The following is a 15,924-nucleotide window of genomic DNA, read 5'->3' on the forward strand; positions in this document are numbered from 1 at the left end:
ATCTGCGGATGTTTGCGCACGTACACCCATGCTGACCGAACCCGATCCCGCCCTACAAGACGAAGAGACCGCCCACCAAGCCCAGTTTGTGGATTGGTTGCGCTCGGTCGCCCCTTACATCCATGCATTTCGTGACAAGACCTTCGTGGTCGCCTTTGGTGGCGAGCTTGTTGCGGCCGGCGGGCTCGACACCCTGATTCAGGACGTCGCGCTGCTGTGTGCCATGGGCATGCATATCGTGCTGGTGCACGGCTCGCGACCCCAGGTCGAAGAGCAGATGCGCCTTCGACATATCGAATCGCACTTTGCCCAGCAACTCCGTATCACCGACGCGGCCGCTCTCGAAGCGGTCAAGGAAGCGGCCGGTGAGTTGCGTCTGGACATCGAGGCGTCGATCAGTCAGGGCTTGCCGAACACCCCGATGGGCAACGCGCGCATCAGCGTGGTGTCGGGCAACTTCGTCACGGCACGGCCGGTGGGCATTGTCGACGGGGTGGATTTCCAGCACACCGGCGTGGTGCGCAAGGTCGATGCCGAATCGATTCGCCTGTCGCTCGCCAACGGCAAGATCGTGCTGCTCTCGCCGCTCGGCTTCTCGCCGACGGGTCAGTCGTTCAATCTGACGATGGAAGACGTGGCGTCCTCGGCGGCCATCGCGCTGCGTGCGGACAAGCTGATCTTCATCACCGAGACGCCCGGCATTCTCAACGAATACAACGAGTTGCAGCGTGAGCTGACGCTCGAAGACGCCCAGCGCATGCAGTCGCAGGGCGCGCTCGACCGCGACTCGGCGTTCTATCTGAAATACGCCACACGCGCTTGCCGCGCGGGCGTGGGACGCGCGCACATCGTGCCGTTCGCGCTCGATGGCAGCATGCTGCTCGAACTGTTCTCGCACGATGGCGTGGGCACCATGATCTCGTACGAGAACCTGGAAAGCCTGCGTGAAGCGACGGTCGACGACGTCGGCGGCATCTTGCAGCTCATCGAGCCGCTGGAATCCGACGGCACGCTGGTGCGTCGCGGACGTCACCAGCTTGAGCGCGACATCGATCACTTCTCGGTCATCGAGCACGATGGGCGTCTGTTCGGCTGCGCGGCGTTGTATCCGTACCCGAGCGAGCGCATCGGCGAGATGGCCTGCCTCACCGTGGACCCGGAAGCCCAGGGTTCGGGGGACGGCGAGCGACTGCTCAAGCATATCGAGCAACGGGCGCGGGCGCGGGGGCTGGAGCGGCTGTTCGTGCTCACCACGCGTACCGAGCACTGGTTCCTCAAGCGCGGCTTCGTCAAGGCAGGCGTCGACGACCTGCCGGCGGACCGTCGCCGGCTTTACAACTGGCAGCGCCGGTCGCTGGTGCTAATCAAGAAGCTGTAACACGACACCGGGGGACGGGCCGCGTCGCTTGAGACCGATGTTGCATCGGCACCTTGAGTCTGGCGCGCCCTGCCCCCATATCCGGATATCGGCCACGGCAAGCGACGTCTCGATGTCGTCGCGTGAGTGCGTGGCCGCTCTTTTCACGCCCTACCCAAGATTACGAAGGAGTTCCCCATGGCTCGCATGGTTCAATGCATCAAACTCGGCAAGGAAGCCGAAGGTCTCGATTTCCCGCCGATGCCCGGCGAGCTCGGCAAGCGCCTGTGGGAGAGCGTGTCGAAAGAAGCGTGGGCCGGCTGGCTCAAGCAGCAGACCATGCTCATCAACGAAAACCGCCTGAACATGGCTGACCCGCGCGCACGTCAGTATCTGGTCAAGCAGACCGAGAAGTACTTCTTCGGCGAAGGCGCCGATGTGGCGCAAGGCTACGTGCCGCCGCCCTCGGAGTAAGCATCCCGCACTGCCGGTGGCTTTGAAGGTCACCGCAGCCGAGATGAAAAAGGGGTTCACGACGTCATGTCGTGAACCCCTTTTCTTTGCCTGAGCCGCTGATTGCCAGTGGCTTGAAACGTTGAGTGGACGCGTGTCAGGCAGGTTTGCCCGTCATGCCGTCAACCGCAGGATTCCCCGCGTTGGCACCGAGCGATGCTGCCCCGCAGTGGTGGCAATAGTGCGCGAACGCGTTTTTGCGCGTCTTGCACGTGCCGCAGTGATCAAACAGACAAATCCCGCAGTGCATGCAGAAGTCGCGCTCCGGGTCGTCGAGTTTCACCGGCCGCTCGCAGCCCGGGCACACCGCTTTCGACAGCCGCGCCTGTGCCAGATCGTACGACAGCGTCTTGCGGCGCTCCTGATCCGGCAACTGCTCCTCTGCCTTCTGGCGCGCCAGATAGCGTTGCAGCGAGACGATGGCGTAGCGCCCGACCAGCACCGTCAACACAATCCCCACCAGATAGCGCACATAACCGCCGTAGTCCGGCAGATACGGCACCAGTTCGACAAAGAATGCGAACAGCGCGAAGAAGATAAAGCCCCAGACGAACGGCCACCACGTGCTCTTGCGCTGACGCACGAAGAGCCAGCCGCCGATGGCGAGCAAGGGCAACGTAATCGCCAGACGAATACCGAAGACCTTCAGGTCCTGCGAGCGCTGGATCGCGGCCAACTGTTCGCTGGCTGCCGCGTTGAGTGCGAAGCGTGCCGTACGCGCCGACTGCACGGCGCGCGAGGCGTCGAGTTGCTTCGCCTCCAGCGTGTCGATCTGCGTCTGGGCATCGCGCTCGGCGGCCTTGAGCGCGTCGAGGGCACGCGTGCGGGAAACGAGTTCGGCATCCTGACTCGCCTGCGCCGTGGCGGTGCGCGTGGCAACCCAATCGTTGAACGACTCACGCGCATTGCGGTAGGCCGTGCTGCGCGCCTTGAGTTGCAGGCGCGCCGTCTCCAACTGCGTCTGGATGTCTTCGGCCTGCGCTTCCGCCTGCTTGATCGCGGCATCGGCGCGAGTTGCCTGTGCCGGATCGATGAACGAATCGAGTGTGGGTGCCGGGGCAACACCCGGCAGCTTGTCGACCACCAGACCGCCGAGGCCGATCAAAAACACCGCAAACAGCACGGCGATCAGCCACAGCCCACGGCGAAACCAAGTTTCGGGAAGACGACGCGATTGAGCCATCCTGCCCTCCAGGGTCAGTTATTTGTAGTCGATGGTCTTGACGCCCTCGGGCGTGCCCATGAGCGTAAGGTCAGCGCCGCGTTGCGCAAAGAGGCCTACTGTCACCACGCCCGGCAGTTGATTGATTTGCGTCTCGAACGCCACCGGATCGAGGATTTGCAGGCCGTGCACGTCGAGAATCGCGCAGCCGTTATCGGTCATGTACGGGCTGCCATCGGCGCGCACGCGCGCTTGCGGCTTGCCGCCGAGGGCGGTGAGTGCACGGGCGACGCTCGCTTGCGCCATCGGGATGACTTCTACCGGCAGCGGGAACACGCCGAGCACGGCGACGAGCTTCGAGGCGTCGACCACGCAGACGAATTCCTTCGCGACCGAGGCGACGATCTTCTCGCGCGTGAGCGCCCCGCCACCGCCCTTGACCATGTGGCCCAGCGCGTTGATTTCGTCCGCACCGTCCACGTAGACGGGCAGGCTGTCGATCTGGTTCAGGTCGAACACTTCGATGCCGTGCTTGCGCAGGCGCTCGGTGCTCGCTTCCGAGCTTGATACCGCGCCGCGATAGCGGCCCTTGTGGGCGGCGATGGCGTCGATAAAGCAGTTCGCCGTGGACCCGGTGCCCACGCCGATCACGCTGCCTTCGGGCACGTGTTGGTTCACATAGTCGGCAGCAGCCTGGCCGACCAAGCGTTTGAGTTCGTCTTGGGTCATGGGGAATTCCGGCAAAGTTTGGTAAAGTCGGAAGTTTACCGGAGTCGGGCGTGCCGCGCCGTATTTCGTCGCACGGCATGCCGGCAGTTTCGCGCCGACCGCCCCGTAGCGGGGCGGCATCATCGGCATCATGTCATGCAGTGCATTACTTGTAAGGCCCGCCATCATGAATCAGCTCGATCAGCTCAAGCGCCACACCATCGTCGTTGCCGACACCGGCGACTTCCAGGCCATGGATGCCTACAAGCCGCAGGACGCGACCACCAATCCGTCGTTGATTCTCGGTGCCGTGCAAAAAGACGCCTACAAGCCGATTCTCACGCGCGTGGTGAGTGAGCATCGTGCCGAGACCGTCGACGAAATCATCGATCGGCTGCTGATTGCCTTCGGGCGCGAAATTCTCGACATCGTGCCGGGGCGCGTGTCGACCGAAGTCGATGCGCGTTTGTCGTTCGACACTGCGGGCACCGTTGCCCGTGCGCGCAAGATCATTGCCATGTACGAAGCCGAGGGGATCGAGCGCAAGCGCGTGCTGATCAAGATCGCGTCGACGTGGGAAGGCATTCGGGCGGCGGAGATTCTCCAGCGCGACAACATCCACTGCAACATGACCTTGTTGTTCTCGCTGGTGCAGGCGGCGGCGTGTGCCGAAGCCGGTGCTCAACTGATTTCCCCCTTTGTCGGCCGGATTTACGACTGGTACAAGAAGTCTGCCGGGGCCAAGTGGGACGAAGCCGCGAATGCGGGCGACAACGACCCGGGTGTGCAATCCGTCGCGGCGATTTACCGCTACTACAAGCATTTCGGTTACGACACCGAGGTCATGGGTGCGAGCTTCCGTTCGGCCGGTCAGATTCTGGCGCTGGCGGGTTGCGATCTGCTCACCATCAGCCCCGCATTGCTTGAGCAGCTGCGCACGACCGAAGGCGACGTGCCGCGCAAGCTCGATGTCAAAGACGCACGTGATGCGGCGATCGATCGCGTGAAGACCGACGAGCCGTCCTTCCGCTTCCAGCTCAACGACGATGCCATGGCGACCGAAAAGCTTGCCGAAGGCATTCGCGCGTTTGCAGCGGACGCGATCAAGCTCGAAGCGTTGATCGAAGCGGCGCGATAAGCCGCAAGGTTCGAGCAGATCGAAAGCAAAAAGCCGGCGAGAGCCGGCTTTTGCGTTGCTGCTACGCGGATCGTGAATCGTGACCCTTGACCCTTGACCCGCAATTCACATGCGACTTACTTCGATTTGGCGGCCACCTTGCGTTGACGCACGGCTTCGTACAGGCACACGGCGCTGGCGACCGAGACGTTCAGGCTTTCGCAGCCGCCCGACATCGGGATGCTCATCAGCATGTCGCAGTTCTCGCCCACGAGGCGGCGCATGCCCTCGCCTTCTGCACCCATGACAATCGCCATCGGGCCGGTGAGCTTCGTGCCGTAGATATCGGCAGGCGCATCGTCCGACGTACCGACCACCCAGATGCCGCGATCTTTGAGTTCGCGCAGCGTGCGCGACAGGTTCGTCACCATGATGTAGGGCACTGTTTCTGCGGCACCGCTGGCGACCTTGGCCACCGTTGCGTTCAGGCCGACCGCACGGTCCTTCGGCGCGATCACGGCGTGCGCACCGGCACCATCGGCCACGCGCAGGCAGGCGCCGAGGTTATGCGGATCGGTCACGCCATCGAGAATCAGCAGCAGCGGGTCACCCGAGATACCGTCAAGCAGTTCGTCGAGGTTCAGGGCGAGCGAGACTTCCTGCGCGCGGGCGACCACGCCTTGGTGGCGCGACGAACCGGCCATACCGTCCAGGCGTTTGCCGTCGGCCTGCACCACCTTGATCTTTACGCCCGGCGCGCCTTTGGCGGCTTCCACGGCTTTCAGAAAGTCCGACATGCGGCGATCGCGACGGGTCGGGTCGTAGTAGATCTCTTCGATGCTGGTTGCGTCGTGGCGCAGGCGGGCTGTGACGGCGTGAAAGCCGAACAGCATTTTCAATTGACTCATTTCACATCCTCAAAATAGCGTGTGCCGAGGCAGGCCCCGACGTCGGGCGGGCCGGACGGGTCGCGTTGGCCGGGTGCGTCGAATTCGCGGAATTCGCAGAATTCGCCCGGCTGTCGTACAAAGTACGACGGCGGCGGCACCCTTGCCGGGTGTCCGCCGCCGCAACCCTACGCGGTCTTCTGCGCTGCCTTGCTTGGACACGGGGGTCGGCACAAGGCGCACATCTTACTGCAAAGCGCGAACGGCCCCTGCGCTTTCCACGACATCGTGCACTGGGTGCATCGTGTCAGGCACAGGGCAATCCGATCAGCGGCGCGGCTTCTTTGCCGGCCCGCCTGCGCGTTTCGACGAGGCCGTTTTCCCGCCCGAGCGCTTCACGGGCGTGGGTGCGCCGCGTTCGCCGTGGGGGATCTTGACCTTTGCCGGCTTCGGTTTGGCTGCGTGCTTGCCGGCCGGGGCCAGTTGCACGCCGTTGAGCAGCGCGCCGCCCTTGGGCAGTTGACGAACCGACGGCCCTGCCCCTGCGCCCGCCGTGCCTGCTACGCCCGGCGTACCGGCGGCAGGTGTCGGCACCGGTGCGCCACCGCGCTCCGTGCGACCCGAGGTCTTGGCGAGACTGCGGGCGTTGGCTTCCTTCACCAGACGGAAGTCAATCTTGCGGGCGTCGAGGTCCACACGGCTGACTTGCACACGAACGCGGTCCGTGAGGCGGTAGCGAATGCCGGTGCGTTCACCGCGCAGTTCGTGGCGGACTTCATCGAACTGGAAGTAATCGCTGCCCAGTTCCGTCACGTGGACGAGGCCTTCGATGAAGAGGTCATCGAGTTGCACGAAGATACCGAACGACGTGACCGCGCTGACCGTGCCGCCGTATTCCTCGCCGAGCTTGTCGCGCATGAAGTAGCACTTGAGCCAGGCTTCCACGTCGCGCGAGGCTTCATCGGCGCGGCGTTCATTGGCCGAGCAATGCAGGCCGAGTTCTTCCCAGACTGCGTCGCGCTTCTTCGCCGAGGGCGATTTCTTGTTCTTCGCGGCCTCGTCGTCCTTTTGAAGCTTACGGGCGTGCGGCGAAATCCCGGTCGTCATATCGACGCCTTGCGGAATCTCGGGTTCGTACTTGCGGCCGGCGAGAATTGCCTTGATCGCGCGGTGTGTGAGCAAGTCCGGATAGCGGCGAATCGGGCTCGTGAAGTGGGCGTAGGCCGGATAAGCGAGGCCGAAGTGGCCAATGTTATCGGGGCTGTAGACCGCTTGCTGCATCGAGCGGAGCAGCATCGTCTGGAGCATCGGTGCGTCGGGACGCGATTCAATCTGCGTCATCAGCTCCGAGTAGTCCGACGTTGCGGGTTCATCGCCGCCGCCGAGCGAGAGGCCGAGCGTCTTGAGGAACGTGCGCAGTACCTGAAGCTTCTCGCCCTTCGGCCCTGCGTGGATACGGTAGAGGCCGGGTTGCTTGTGACGCTTGAGGAAGTCAGCGGCGCAGACGTTCGCCGTCAGCATGCACTCCTCGATCAGGCGGTGGGCGTCGTTGCGGGTACGCGGCAGGATCTGTTCGATCTTGCCTTGCGCGTTGCAGACGATGTACGTCTCTGTCGAATCGAACTCGATGGCGCCGCGCGACTTGCGCGCTTTGGCGAGCACCTTGTACAGCTCGTAGAGATTTTGCAGATGCGGCAGCAGTGCGGCGCGGCGTTGCGCTTCCGGGCCCTTCGTGTTGCCGAGCACGGCGGCCACTTCCGTGTACGTGAGGCGTGCGGCCGAGTGAATCACGGCCTGATAGAACTGATATGCCTTCACGTCACCGGTCGGGGTAACGATTGCATCGCAGACCAGGACACAGCGATCGACGTCTGGGTTCAGCGAGCAGAGGCCATTCGAGAGTTTTTCCGGCAGCATCGGAATGACGCGGCGGGGGAAATAGACCGAGGTACTGCGCGTGAGCGCGTCGGCGTCGAGCGGGCCGCCCGAGGTGACGTAATGTGAAACGTCGGCGATGGCGACGATCAGGCGGAAGCCGTTGGCGCGACCGATCTTGACGGGTTCACAGTAGACCGCGTCGTCGAAGTCGCGGGCGTCTTCACCGTCGATCGTGACGAGGGGCACATCGCGCAGGTCGACGCGGTGGCGCAGGTCTGGGGCGCGAACTTCGTCGGGGAGCGCACCGGCGGCGGCGAGGGCTTCGGGTGAGAACTGATGGGGCACGCCGTATTTACGGACGGCGATTTCGATTTCCATGCCGGGGTCATCGATATCGCCGAGCACTTCCGAGACGCGGCCGATGGGTTGGCTGTAGCGGCTGGGGTAATCGGTGAGTTCGACCGAAACGACTTGTCCGACCTTCGCTTTGCCTTGCGAGCGGGGTGGGATGAGGATGTCGTGCCCGATGCGTTTGTCTTCCGGGGCGACGACCATCACACCGTTCTCGTTGAGAAGGCGGCCGATGACGTGCGTGTTGGCGCGGCTGACGACTTCGACGATGTGTCCTTCTGGTCGGCCGCGGCGATCATAGCCGGCGACGCGCAGGAGGACGCGATCGTTGTGCATGACCTTCTTCATCTCTTCCGTGGGGAGATAGAGGTCATCGCCATCGTCGTCGCGCACGGCGAAGCCGTAGCCATCGCGGTGGCCGATGACACGGCCGGCGATGAAATTCGAGGGGTGAGTCAGTTGATAGTAACCACGGCGATCGAGACGGATTTGGTCATCGCGTTCCATGGCGGCGAGGCGCTTAAAGAAGCCTTCGCGTTCTTGCTTTTTGATGGCCAGGGCTTCGGCGATATCGTTGGCGGACAGCGCGGAATCGGCGGTGCGCAGTACACCGAGGATTTCTTCGCGGCTCGGAATCGGATAGGGATATTTGCTCAAAGGTCGGTAGCGTTACTGTGCCGGTTGAGTCCGGCCGAGCGGCGCACCATGCGCCCTACGGTCCGTGGTGATGTTCGCGCCTCTGTAAAGGGGGTGACTGTGGCGAGAACAAGGACAATCATACGGCAAACCTTGCGAAAACTGCCACCTGTGCGGATTTTGGTTTTTGCTTGGGGGTTGGGTGGGGAGTTTGAAATTTTTTTGTACGGAAGTGTTGACAGTGCGGAGGTGCATGCGCATAATCTCACTTCTTCGCAGCGAGCACGCAAAAACGAGTGAGCTGACGATGCCCAGATGGCGGAATTGGTAGACGCACTAGTTTCAGGTACTAGCGGGTAACACCGTGGAGGTTCGAGTCCTCTTCTGGGCACCAAGACAAGAAAAGGCAGATGATCGAAAGATCATCTGCCTTTTTGTTTTGGCGCCCAGAAAGCAATGTGCTAATGCACATTGCGTGGGGACTCGAAAGGCATCGCATGCAGGCGATGCCGGGGTCGCGCGGAGTGTGACCGAGTCCTCTCGGTGCCGGGAGGCGCCGTATGGGCGGATGAGGCAAGCGCTGATCGTGGGCCAGAACTCCCGGTGTTAGCAAGTGTTTAAGTCCTCATCACCTTCTCAACCGTAATCGGCAGATCCCGCACGCGTTTCCCGGTAGCGTGAAACACCGCATTCGCCACAGCAGCGGCCAATCCAGTAATCCCAATTTCCCCGATCCCTCTCACCCCAAACTCATTGAGTGCAAGGTCAGGGTAATCAAGAAGAATGACGTTGATATTGGGTTGATCGGCGTGAACGGGGACGAGGTATTCGGCGAAGCTGTTATTGGCTGGGAGTCCGGAGTGGGGATCGTAGTCGGTGGCTTCGAAGAGGGCCATGCCGATGCCCATGACGATGGCGCCTTCCACCTGATTTCGGGCGGTAAGCGGATTCACGATCTTGCCGACATCGATTGCGCTGACCACACGAGAAACGCGCAGGTGGGAAATACCGGGATCGAAGCGGACTTCCACAAAATGGGCGCCGAAGCTACGGAAGGAGACTTTGCCTTCTGGGGCGCCGCCGGTGGCGCCATCGCCGATGGCGAGACCGAGCCGCAGTTCTTTGAGCGCGTCGCCGAACGGCACGTGTTTCCCGCGATAGACCAGCGCGCCGTCCACAAACTGCACCTCTTCCGCTTTCGCCCCGGCAAACGCGCCCTTCCCTGCGACCGCATACGAAGTGAGTTGCCCGATAGCGTTGCGTGTCGCCGCAGCAACCGCGGGCATCACACTCGCCGTCGCCCATGAGCCACCGGAGAGCGGTGCTGCGGGCATAGCCGAGTCGGCGAGCTTCACATCAATTTTCTCGATAGCGACCCCGGTCAAATCCGCCACCGTCTGCGCGACCACCGTATACGTCCCGGTGCCGATATCTTGAACAGCGCAGGTCACCTCCACCGTCCCATCCGCGCGCAGCATCACGCGGGCCCGCGCAGGTGTACGCATCGCATCCCAGCTACAGGCGGCCATGCCCATGCCGATGACTTCATCGCCGTCTCGCATGGAGGCAACACGGGCGTCTCGTCGTTGCCACCCAAACGCAGCCGCCCCTTGCACAATCGCTTCACGAAGATGATTACTCGACCAGGGAAGATTGGCGCTTTCATCCCGAGTAGAAATATTACGCAGGCGAAATTCCAGCGGATCGAGACCGGCGGCGAGCGCCATCTCATCTACTGCCGACTCGAGCGCGAACAATCCCGGCGCAGCACCGGGCGCGCGCATGGAAGTCGGCGCGCCTTGGTGCACCCGCGTCGTATGGTGGCTCACCAGAACATTGGCGCAGCCATAAAGACTCTTCGACATTCCCCCGCAGTTCTCGGTGAAATTATCGACAAACGCCTGCGTCGAAATCGACTCATGTCGTAGCGAAACAAGCTTCCCGTCCGCATCCGTCGCGAGTCTCAGCCGCTGCTCCGTTTGCGGCCGATGCCCGGTCGTCGTAAACATCTGCGCGCGCGGCACGAGCAACTTCACCGGCCGTCCGACTTCGCGAGAAACCGCGGCCGCGGCAATCGAATGCGGCCAAATAAACAGTTTCGAGCCGAAGCCGGAGCCGATAAACGGCGCCTCGACAACCACACGTTCCGGATCGAGTCCGAACACGCGGGCAATCGTATTGCGATGCACGGTGACGCCTTGCGTCGCCTCATAGAGATGCAAACTCCCATCGCGCCACTGCGCCGTAGTCGCATGCATTTCCATCGGGTTGTGGGTTTCCACCGGCGTGCGATAAACCACATCCACACGGCGCACTGCGTTATTGAATGCGGCGGCGGCGTCACCACGCTGGTGCCCTCGCCCGCCGTCTTGCGTGCCGTTGCGGGCGACGCCTTGCTCGAGACTCGTGAGCGGCGCTTCTTTCAGATAATCCACCCGCACCCGATACGCCGCTTCACGCGCGTGCTCAAATGTATCGGCCACCACCAGCGCGACAAACTGTCCGGCGTAGTAGACCTTGTCATCTTCGAACGGCAGCCGGTGCTCGTCGGTAATCGACGCTTCGAGAATCGCGTTGAATCCGCCGCCACGTTGCGGCACGCGAAAGAGCGTCGGGAAGTGATCGTGATGAAAGATATCGACGACACCGGGTACGCGCCGCGCGTCGCGCACATCGATGCTGCGAACCGTGCCGCGCGCCACGGTTGAGAACACGCCGTACGCATAGCAGAGCCCGGGAGGATGCCAATCTGCGGCGTAATGCGCGGCACCGGTGACTTTCTTGCGGCCGTCGATGCGACGAATCGGCTGACCGATCGTGGGCGTCGTCATACCGTACCTCCCGCAGCGAGTCGAGACAGATTTCGGACGATGGCCTGTTCGCAGAGTGCGATCTTGTAGCCGTTCTGTCCGTAGTCATGGGCACCTTCCAGCGCCGCCGCTGCCGCCCGTTGCCACAACGCAGGCGACGCTTGCCCGCCCCGCAGCACTTGTTCGGCCTGCATGGCGCGCCATGGCTTCGTCGCCACGCCGCCGAGCGCCACCCGCGCGTCGCGCACCACACCCCCATCGAGCGACAGAATCACGGCACAAGACGCCAGTGCGAATTGATAGGACGCCCGGTCCCGGCGCTTCAGATAGGCACCTCGCGCGTTCGCGAGCGGCGCGTCGAGCGTCACATGCGTAATGATTTCGTCGTCGAGGAGTGCATGTTCGCGCCAAGGCGTGTCGCCGGGCAGCTGATGGAAATCGGCGAATGCGATATCCCGCTCGCCTGCCGCGCCTTGCACGTGCACCGTCGCGCCGATGGCGGCCATCGCCACGCACATGTCGGAAGGATGCGCTGCGATGCATTGCGCGCTACCACCCAGCACCGCGTGCAGACTGCGGTGGTGCCCGCTGATAGCAGCACATCCTGAACCCGGCTCGCGCTTATTGCACGGCGATACGCCGTCGCGGAAATAGCCGCATCGCACGCGCTGCATCACATTCCCGGCCGTCGTCGCCTTGTTACGCAGCGCGGTGCTCGCGCCACTCAGCAGCGCCTGTGACAGCACCGGGTAATCGCGCACGACATTCGGGTCATAGGCCAGCGTCGTATTCGTCACCAGTGCGCCGATGCGCAGTCGCCCGTCGGGCAGCCGCTCGATCCGATCCATGCCCAGCCGATGAATATCGATCACGCGGGCCGGCCGCATCACATCGAGTTTGACGAGGTCAAGCAACGTCGTGCCGCCTGCGAGATAAACACCCTCGCCCACCACCATGGCGGCATTCTGTGGCGTGGTGTGTGCCGTCGCGTGGACGCTGATCGCCTGCGCGAGACTTTGTGGCCGGATGAATTCGAACTGTCGCATGGTGCTTAGCCTCTCATGCGCGAGCGCGCATCCTGAATGGCCGCGAGGATGTTGCGATAGGCGCCGCAGCGACAGATATTGCCGCTCATGGCTTCGCGCACGGCCGCGTCGTCGCGACCGATGCGTTTATCGGCGAGTATCCCGACCGCGCTCATGATCTGACCGGACGTGCAATAGCCGCATTGATAGGCGTCGTGCTCCCAGAACGCCGCTTGCACCGGGTGCAGCGTGTCGCCGCGCGCGAGACCCTCGATGGTAGTGACGGCGTCACCCTCGTGCATCAGTGCCAGCGAGAGACATGAATTGATCGATACGCCGTTGACGTGCACCGTGCAGGCGCCGCACTGGCCGTGATCACAGCCCTTCTTCGTACCGGTGAGTTGAAGTTGATCGCGCAGCACATCGAGCAGGATGGCGTTCGGCGCCACATGCAGCGCGCGACGCTGGCCGTTCACCGTCAGCGTGAGGGGCTCGCCCTCGACAGGCGCCGCAGCACCGGCGTTGGCGCTTGTGCTGGCGATGGCATTCCCGTCAGTGGTTTGCGCGTGGGCATTAGGCAGCCATGCGGCGCTGGCGCCGGCAAGGCTCGACGCGCCGAGCGACTTCAGAAAACGGCGGCGTCCGGCGGGATCGGCCACGGCGGCAGCAGCGTGAGCGGCTGCCGTGGGCGGCGATGGTGGATGGACGGAAGCATGCGGCGACTGCGGGTGTTGATGGCCATCATGTGAGCCATTGGCGTGGCTGGAACATGAGGCATGGGGGGAATGGCAAGCATGTTCCTTCATCGAGAGGCCTCCCTGAGGGCAATCGTTGAGGATGGCGACCGGTCGCCGCAAATCCATTCGAGCACTATAGAGAAAGCTTGCGCGGCTTGCAGGTGTCAGGAAACCGCCATCCTGACGTCATCTGACGCGCGCTGCGAGGGTTTGCGCACACATGCGGCGATGACTGCGCGCTCACCGCATGCTTCGGGTTTGTGGTTATAACTTCGCGTCGCGCAGGCGGGGTGCCATGAATTCTGGTCCTATTGGCGAAGTCACGTATTTCGCGAGAATTTCGTCGATATCGGTGAGATCCTGCGCGCAGAGTTGCCAGCCGAAGGCATCGTGAACGCCATCGAGCTGATCCGGGCGGCGCGCGCCCCACAGGGCAATCGTCGGTCCTTGATCGAGCACCCAGCGAATGGCCAGTGCGAGCACCGACTTGCCGTGACGCGCCTTAGCGAAGTCCTTGAGTGCATTCACGGCAGCCAGATATTGGTCAAACCGTGGCGCTTGAAACTTCGGGTCGGACTTGCGCAGATCGTCGCCTTCGAACGTCGTGTTTTCGTTCATGCGTCCCGAGAGCAGACCGCGGCAAAGCGCACCGTAGGCCAGCACGACGAGCGTCTCGCGCTTGGCATACGGGAGCACATCGGCGTCGATCGCCCGTTCGAACAAGTTATACGGCGGCTGCACGGCGGCGAGCGGTGCTGCGCGGCGGAACGTATCCATTTGTGCGGGCGAGAAATTGCTGACACCGATCGCGCGGATCTTGCCGGATTCACGCAGTTTTTCCAGCGCGGCGGCCGTCTCATCGAATGGGACAAGCGTATCTGGCCAGTGCACTTGATAGAGGTCGATGTAATCCGTGCGAAGGCGGCGCAGCGAGTCCTCGACTTCCTTCTGAATACGAGCGGGCGTCGAGTTACGGCGAATGCCGGCGTCGCCCCACGCCAGCGCGACTTTCGTGGCAATCACGGCCTTGTCGCGCAGGCCTTCGAGGGCGCGGCCGACGATCTCTTCCGAGTGGCCGAAGCCATAAACCGGGGCCGTATCGATCAGGTTGATACCGCGCTCCACTGCGCTGCGAATCGTGGCGACCGAGGCGATGTCGTCGGCGCCGCCCCACATGGCGCCGCCGATGGCCCACGTCCCCAGGCCGATGCGGCTGACGGGCGTATCGATGCCTGCGATGTGTAGCGTTTCTGTCACGTCCTTCATAGAGCGACCTCCCGAAAACATGTAATTCTGTAGAATTTAGCTCATAAAAAATTGAGTATTATTCAACGAACGCTTAACTCGTTGTCCGTGCTCGACGTTTCTGGTTTTGGATATTTGATACTTGTTGGGACCTACATGCCTGCTTTCACTCGCGGCGAGCTTGCCGATCTGAACGTTTTCGTCACCATCTGCCGCCGGCAGAGTTTTCGGGAGGCCGCCACCGAGTTGGGCGTGACCACATCGGCGTTGAGCCATGCCATGCGCAACCTTGAGGCACGTTTGGGGGTGAAGTTGCTCAACCGCACCAGCCGGTCCGTGTCACCGACGGCGGCGGGTGCGGCGTTGGCGAAAGAACTGGAGCAGGGGCTTGAGCAGATTGCCTCGGCGATCGGGGCATTGGATCGCTATCGTGCGTCACCGGCGGGTCGTTTGCGTTTGAATGTTCCGCGCGATGCGGCGCGGCTGTTACTCGACCCGATCTTGCCGCGATTTGTGGCGGCGTATCCGGACATCGAGTTGGACATCACCGTCGACGATCGGATGCTTGATATCGTGGCCGAGGGATTCGATGCGGGGATGCGGTATGGCGACACCGTACCGGGCGACATGATTGCGACGCCGTTGACGCCATCGTTGAAGTGGATTGTGGTGGCATCGCCTGCGTATTTGGCGCGGCATGGGCGGCCGAAATTGCCGCAAGATTTGTTATCGCACAATTGCATTCGGATGCGGTTAGGCGACAACTCGCTGTACAAGTGGGAATTGGGGAATGGGTCGAATGCGATCGAGCTGGACGTACCGGGGGCGTTGAGCATCAACGAGACCGATGGTGTTGTGGCGGCGGCGTTGGGTGGGTTGGGGTTGGGTTATGTGCTTGAGCAGAATGTGAGAGCGGAATTGGCGGCGGGCACATTAGAGGCGGTGTTAAGTGATTGGGCGGTGGATGGGCCGCCGTTGTCGATGTATTACCCGAGTCGCCGGCAGACGTTGCCTGGGTTGCGGCACTTGATCGACATGATTCGATCTGAGCATATGGGGCGAGCGGCTTGAGGAAGTGTGGATGTGAGTGGGTGCTTTATGAGGTGAGTTAAAGAGAAGCTGGGGGTGTTGATGACTTTTTCATTAAACCCTATTGACAGCATGTGAGGGTCTCGGCATAATCTCACTTCTTCGCAGCGAGCACGCAAAAACGAGTGAGCGGGCGATGCCCAGATGGCGGAATTGGTAGACGCACTAGTTTCAGGTACTAGCGGGTAACACCGTGGAGGTTCGAGTCCTCTTCTGGGCACCAAGACAAAGAAAGGCAGATGATCGAAAGATCATCTGCCTTTTTGTTTTGGTGCCCAGAAAGCAATGTGCTAATGCACATTGCGTGGGGACTCGAAAGGCATCGCTTGCAAGCGATGCCGGGGTCGCGCGGAGTGTGACCGAGTCCTCTCGGTGCCGGGAGGCGCCGTATGGGCGGATGAGGTTGCCG

At 62.3% G+C, this 15,924-nt stretch carries 12 protein-coding genes and 2 tRNA genes; 6 read left to right on the forward strand and 8 right to left on the reverse strand.

Translation table 11 applies throughout. The features are described from left to right. Positions 1-28 precede the first annotated feature (28 nt). Both argA and AT302_RS14825 read left to right on the forward strand, forming a co-directional pair. Positions 29-1,378, forward strand: coding sequence for an amino-acid N-acetyltransferase (gene argA / locus AT302_RS14820; RefSeq protein ID WP_058379079.1), 1,350 nt, complete (start codon positions 29-31; stop codon positions 1,376-1,378). A gap of 177 nt (positions 1,379-1,555) precedes the next feature. After that, on the forward strand, positions 1,556-1,831 hold the full coding sequence (locus tag AT302_RS14825) for an oxidative damage protection protein (RefSeq protein ID WP_058379080.1): 276 nt from the start codon (positions 1,556-1,558) through the stop codon (positions 1,829-1,831). Positions 1,832-1,967: 136 nt separating this feature from the next. Here the strand turns inward: AT302_RS14825 and AT302_RS14830 are convergent, their stop codons facing one another. Then, the gene (locus AT302_RS14830; protein WP_058379081.1) at positions 1,968-3,053 is read right to left on the reverse strand and encodes a hypothetical protein; all 1,086 of its coding nucleotides are present in this window, start codon (positions 3,051-3,053) and stop codon (positions 1,968-1,970) included. Positions 3,054-3,071: 18 nt separating this feature from the next. Beyond that, positions 3,072-3,761, reverse strand: a complete 690-nt coding sequence (gene rpiA / locus AT302_RS14835; RefSeq protein WP_058380347.1) for a ribose-5-phosphate isomerase RpiA — start codon at positions 3,759-3,761, stop codon at positions 3,072-3,074. Between the two features lie 163 nt (positions 3,762-3,924). Here rpiA and tal point away from each other — a divergent pair, with 163 nt between their 5' ends. Further along, positions 3,925-4,878, forward strand: a complete 954-nt coding sequence (gene tal, locus AT302_RS14840; RefSeq protein ID WP_087721558.1) for a transaldolase — start codon at positions 3,925-3,927, stop codon at positions 4,876-4,878. Positions 4,879-4,994: 116 nt separating this feature from the next. On the opposite strand, the gene rlmB is transcribed toward tal, so the two are convergent. Continuing rightward, positions 4,995-5,765 (reverse strand): 23S rRNA (guanosine(2251)-2'-O)-methyltransferase RlmB, encoded by a 771-nt coding sequence (gene rlmB / locus AT302_RS14845; protein ID WP_058379083.1) that lies wholly within the window; start codon positions 5,763-5,765, stop codon positions 4,995-4,997. Positions 5,766-6,071: 306 nt separating this feature from the next. Further along, on the reverse strand, positions 6,072-8,630 hold the full coding sequence (gene rnr, locus AT302_RS14850; RefSeq protein ID WP_084656247.1) for a ribonuclease R: 2,559 nt from the start codon (positions 8,628-8,630) through the stop codon (positions 6,072-6,074). A 288-nt stretch (positions 8,631-8,918) separates the two neighbouring features. Between rnr and AT302_RS14855 the strand changes: the two genes are divergently transcribed. Continuing rightward, positions 8,919-9,003 (forward strand) — tRNA-Leu (locus AT302_RS14855). A gap of 223 nt (positions 9,004-9,226) precedes the next feature. On the opposite strand, the gene AT302_RS14860 is transcribed toward AT302_RS14855, so the two are convergent. From AT302_RS14860 to AT302_RS14875, 4 genes are all read right to left on the reverse strand, one after another. After that, positions 9,227-11,440, reverse strand: a complete 2,214-nt coding sequence (locus AT302_RS14860) for a xanthine dehydrogenase family protein molybdopterin-binding subunit (RefSeq protein WP_058379084.1) — start codon at positions 11,438-11,440, stop codon at positions 9,227-9,229. Next, entirely contained in the window at positions 11,437-12,465 is a 1,029-nt protein-coding gene (locus AT302_RS14865; RefSeq protein WP_058379085.1) for an FAD binding domain-containing protein, read from the reverse strand. Before AT302_RS14865 ends, AT302_RS14860 begins: the two co-directional genes overlap by 4 nt. A gap of 5 nt (positions 12,466-12,470) precedes the next feature. Continuing rightward, entirely contained in the window at positions 12,471-13,250 is a 780-nt protein-coding gene (locus tag AT302_RS14870; RefSeq protein ID WP_084656248.1) for a (2Fe-2S)-binding protein, read from the reverse strand. A gap of 195 nt (positions 13,251-13,445) precedes the next feature. Continuing rightward, the gene (locus tag AT302_RS14875) at positions 13,446-14,447 is read right to left on the reverse strand and encodes an aldo/keto reductase (RefSeq protein ID WP_058379087.1); all 1,002 of its coding nucleotides are present in this window, start codon (positions 14,445-14,447) and stop codon (positions 13,446-13,448) included. Between the two features lie 135 nt (positions 14,448-14,582). Here AT302_RS14875 and AT302_RS14880 point away from each other — a divergent pair, with 135 nt between their 5' ends. Further along, on the forward strand, positions 14,583-15,497 hold the full coding sequence (locus AT302_RS14880) for a LysR substrate-binding domain-containing protein (RefSeq protein ID WP_058379088.1): 915 nt from the start codon (positions 14,583-14,585) through the stop codon (positions 15,495-15,497). 156 nt (positions 15,498-15,653) lie between these two features. Next, positions 15,654-15,738 (forward strand) — tRNA-Leu (locus AT302_RS14885). Positions 15,739-15,924 lie beyond the last annotated feature (186 nt).

The sequence above is a fragment of the Pandoraea norimbergensis genome, assembly GCF_001465545.3.
In the GTDB taxonomy this organism is placed as follows: Bacteria; Pseudomonadota; Gammaproteobacteria; order Burkholderiales; family Burkholderiaceae; genus Pandoraea; species Pandoraea norimbergensis.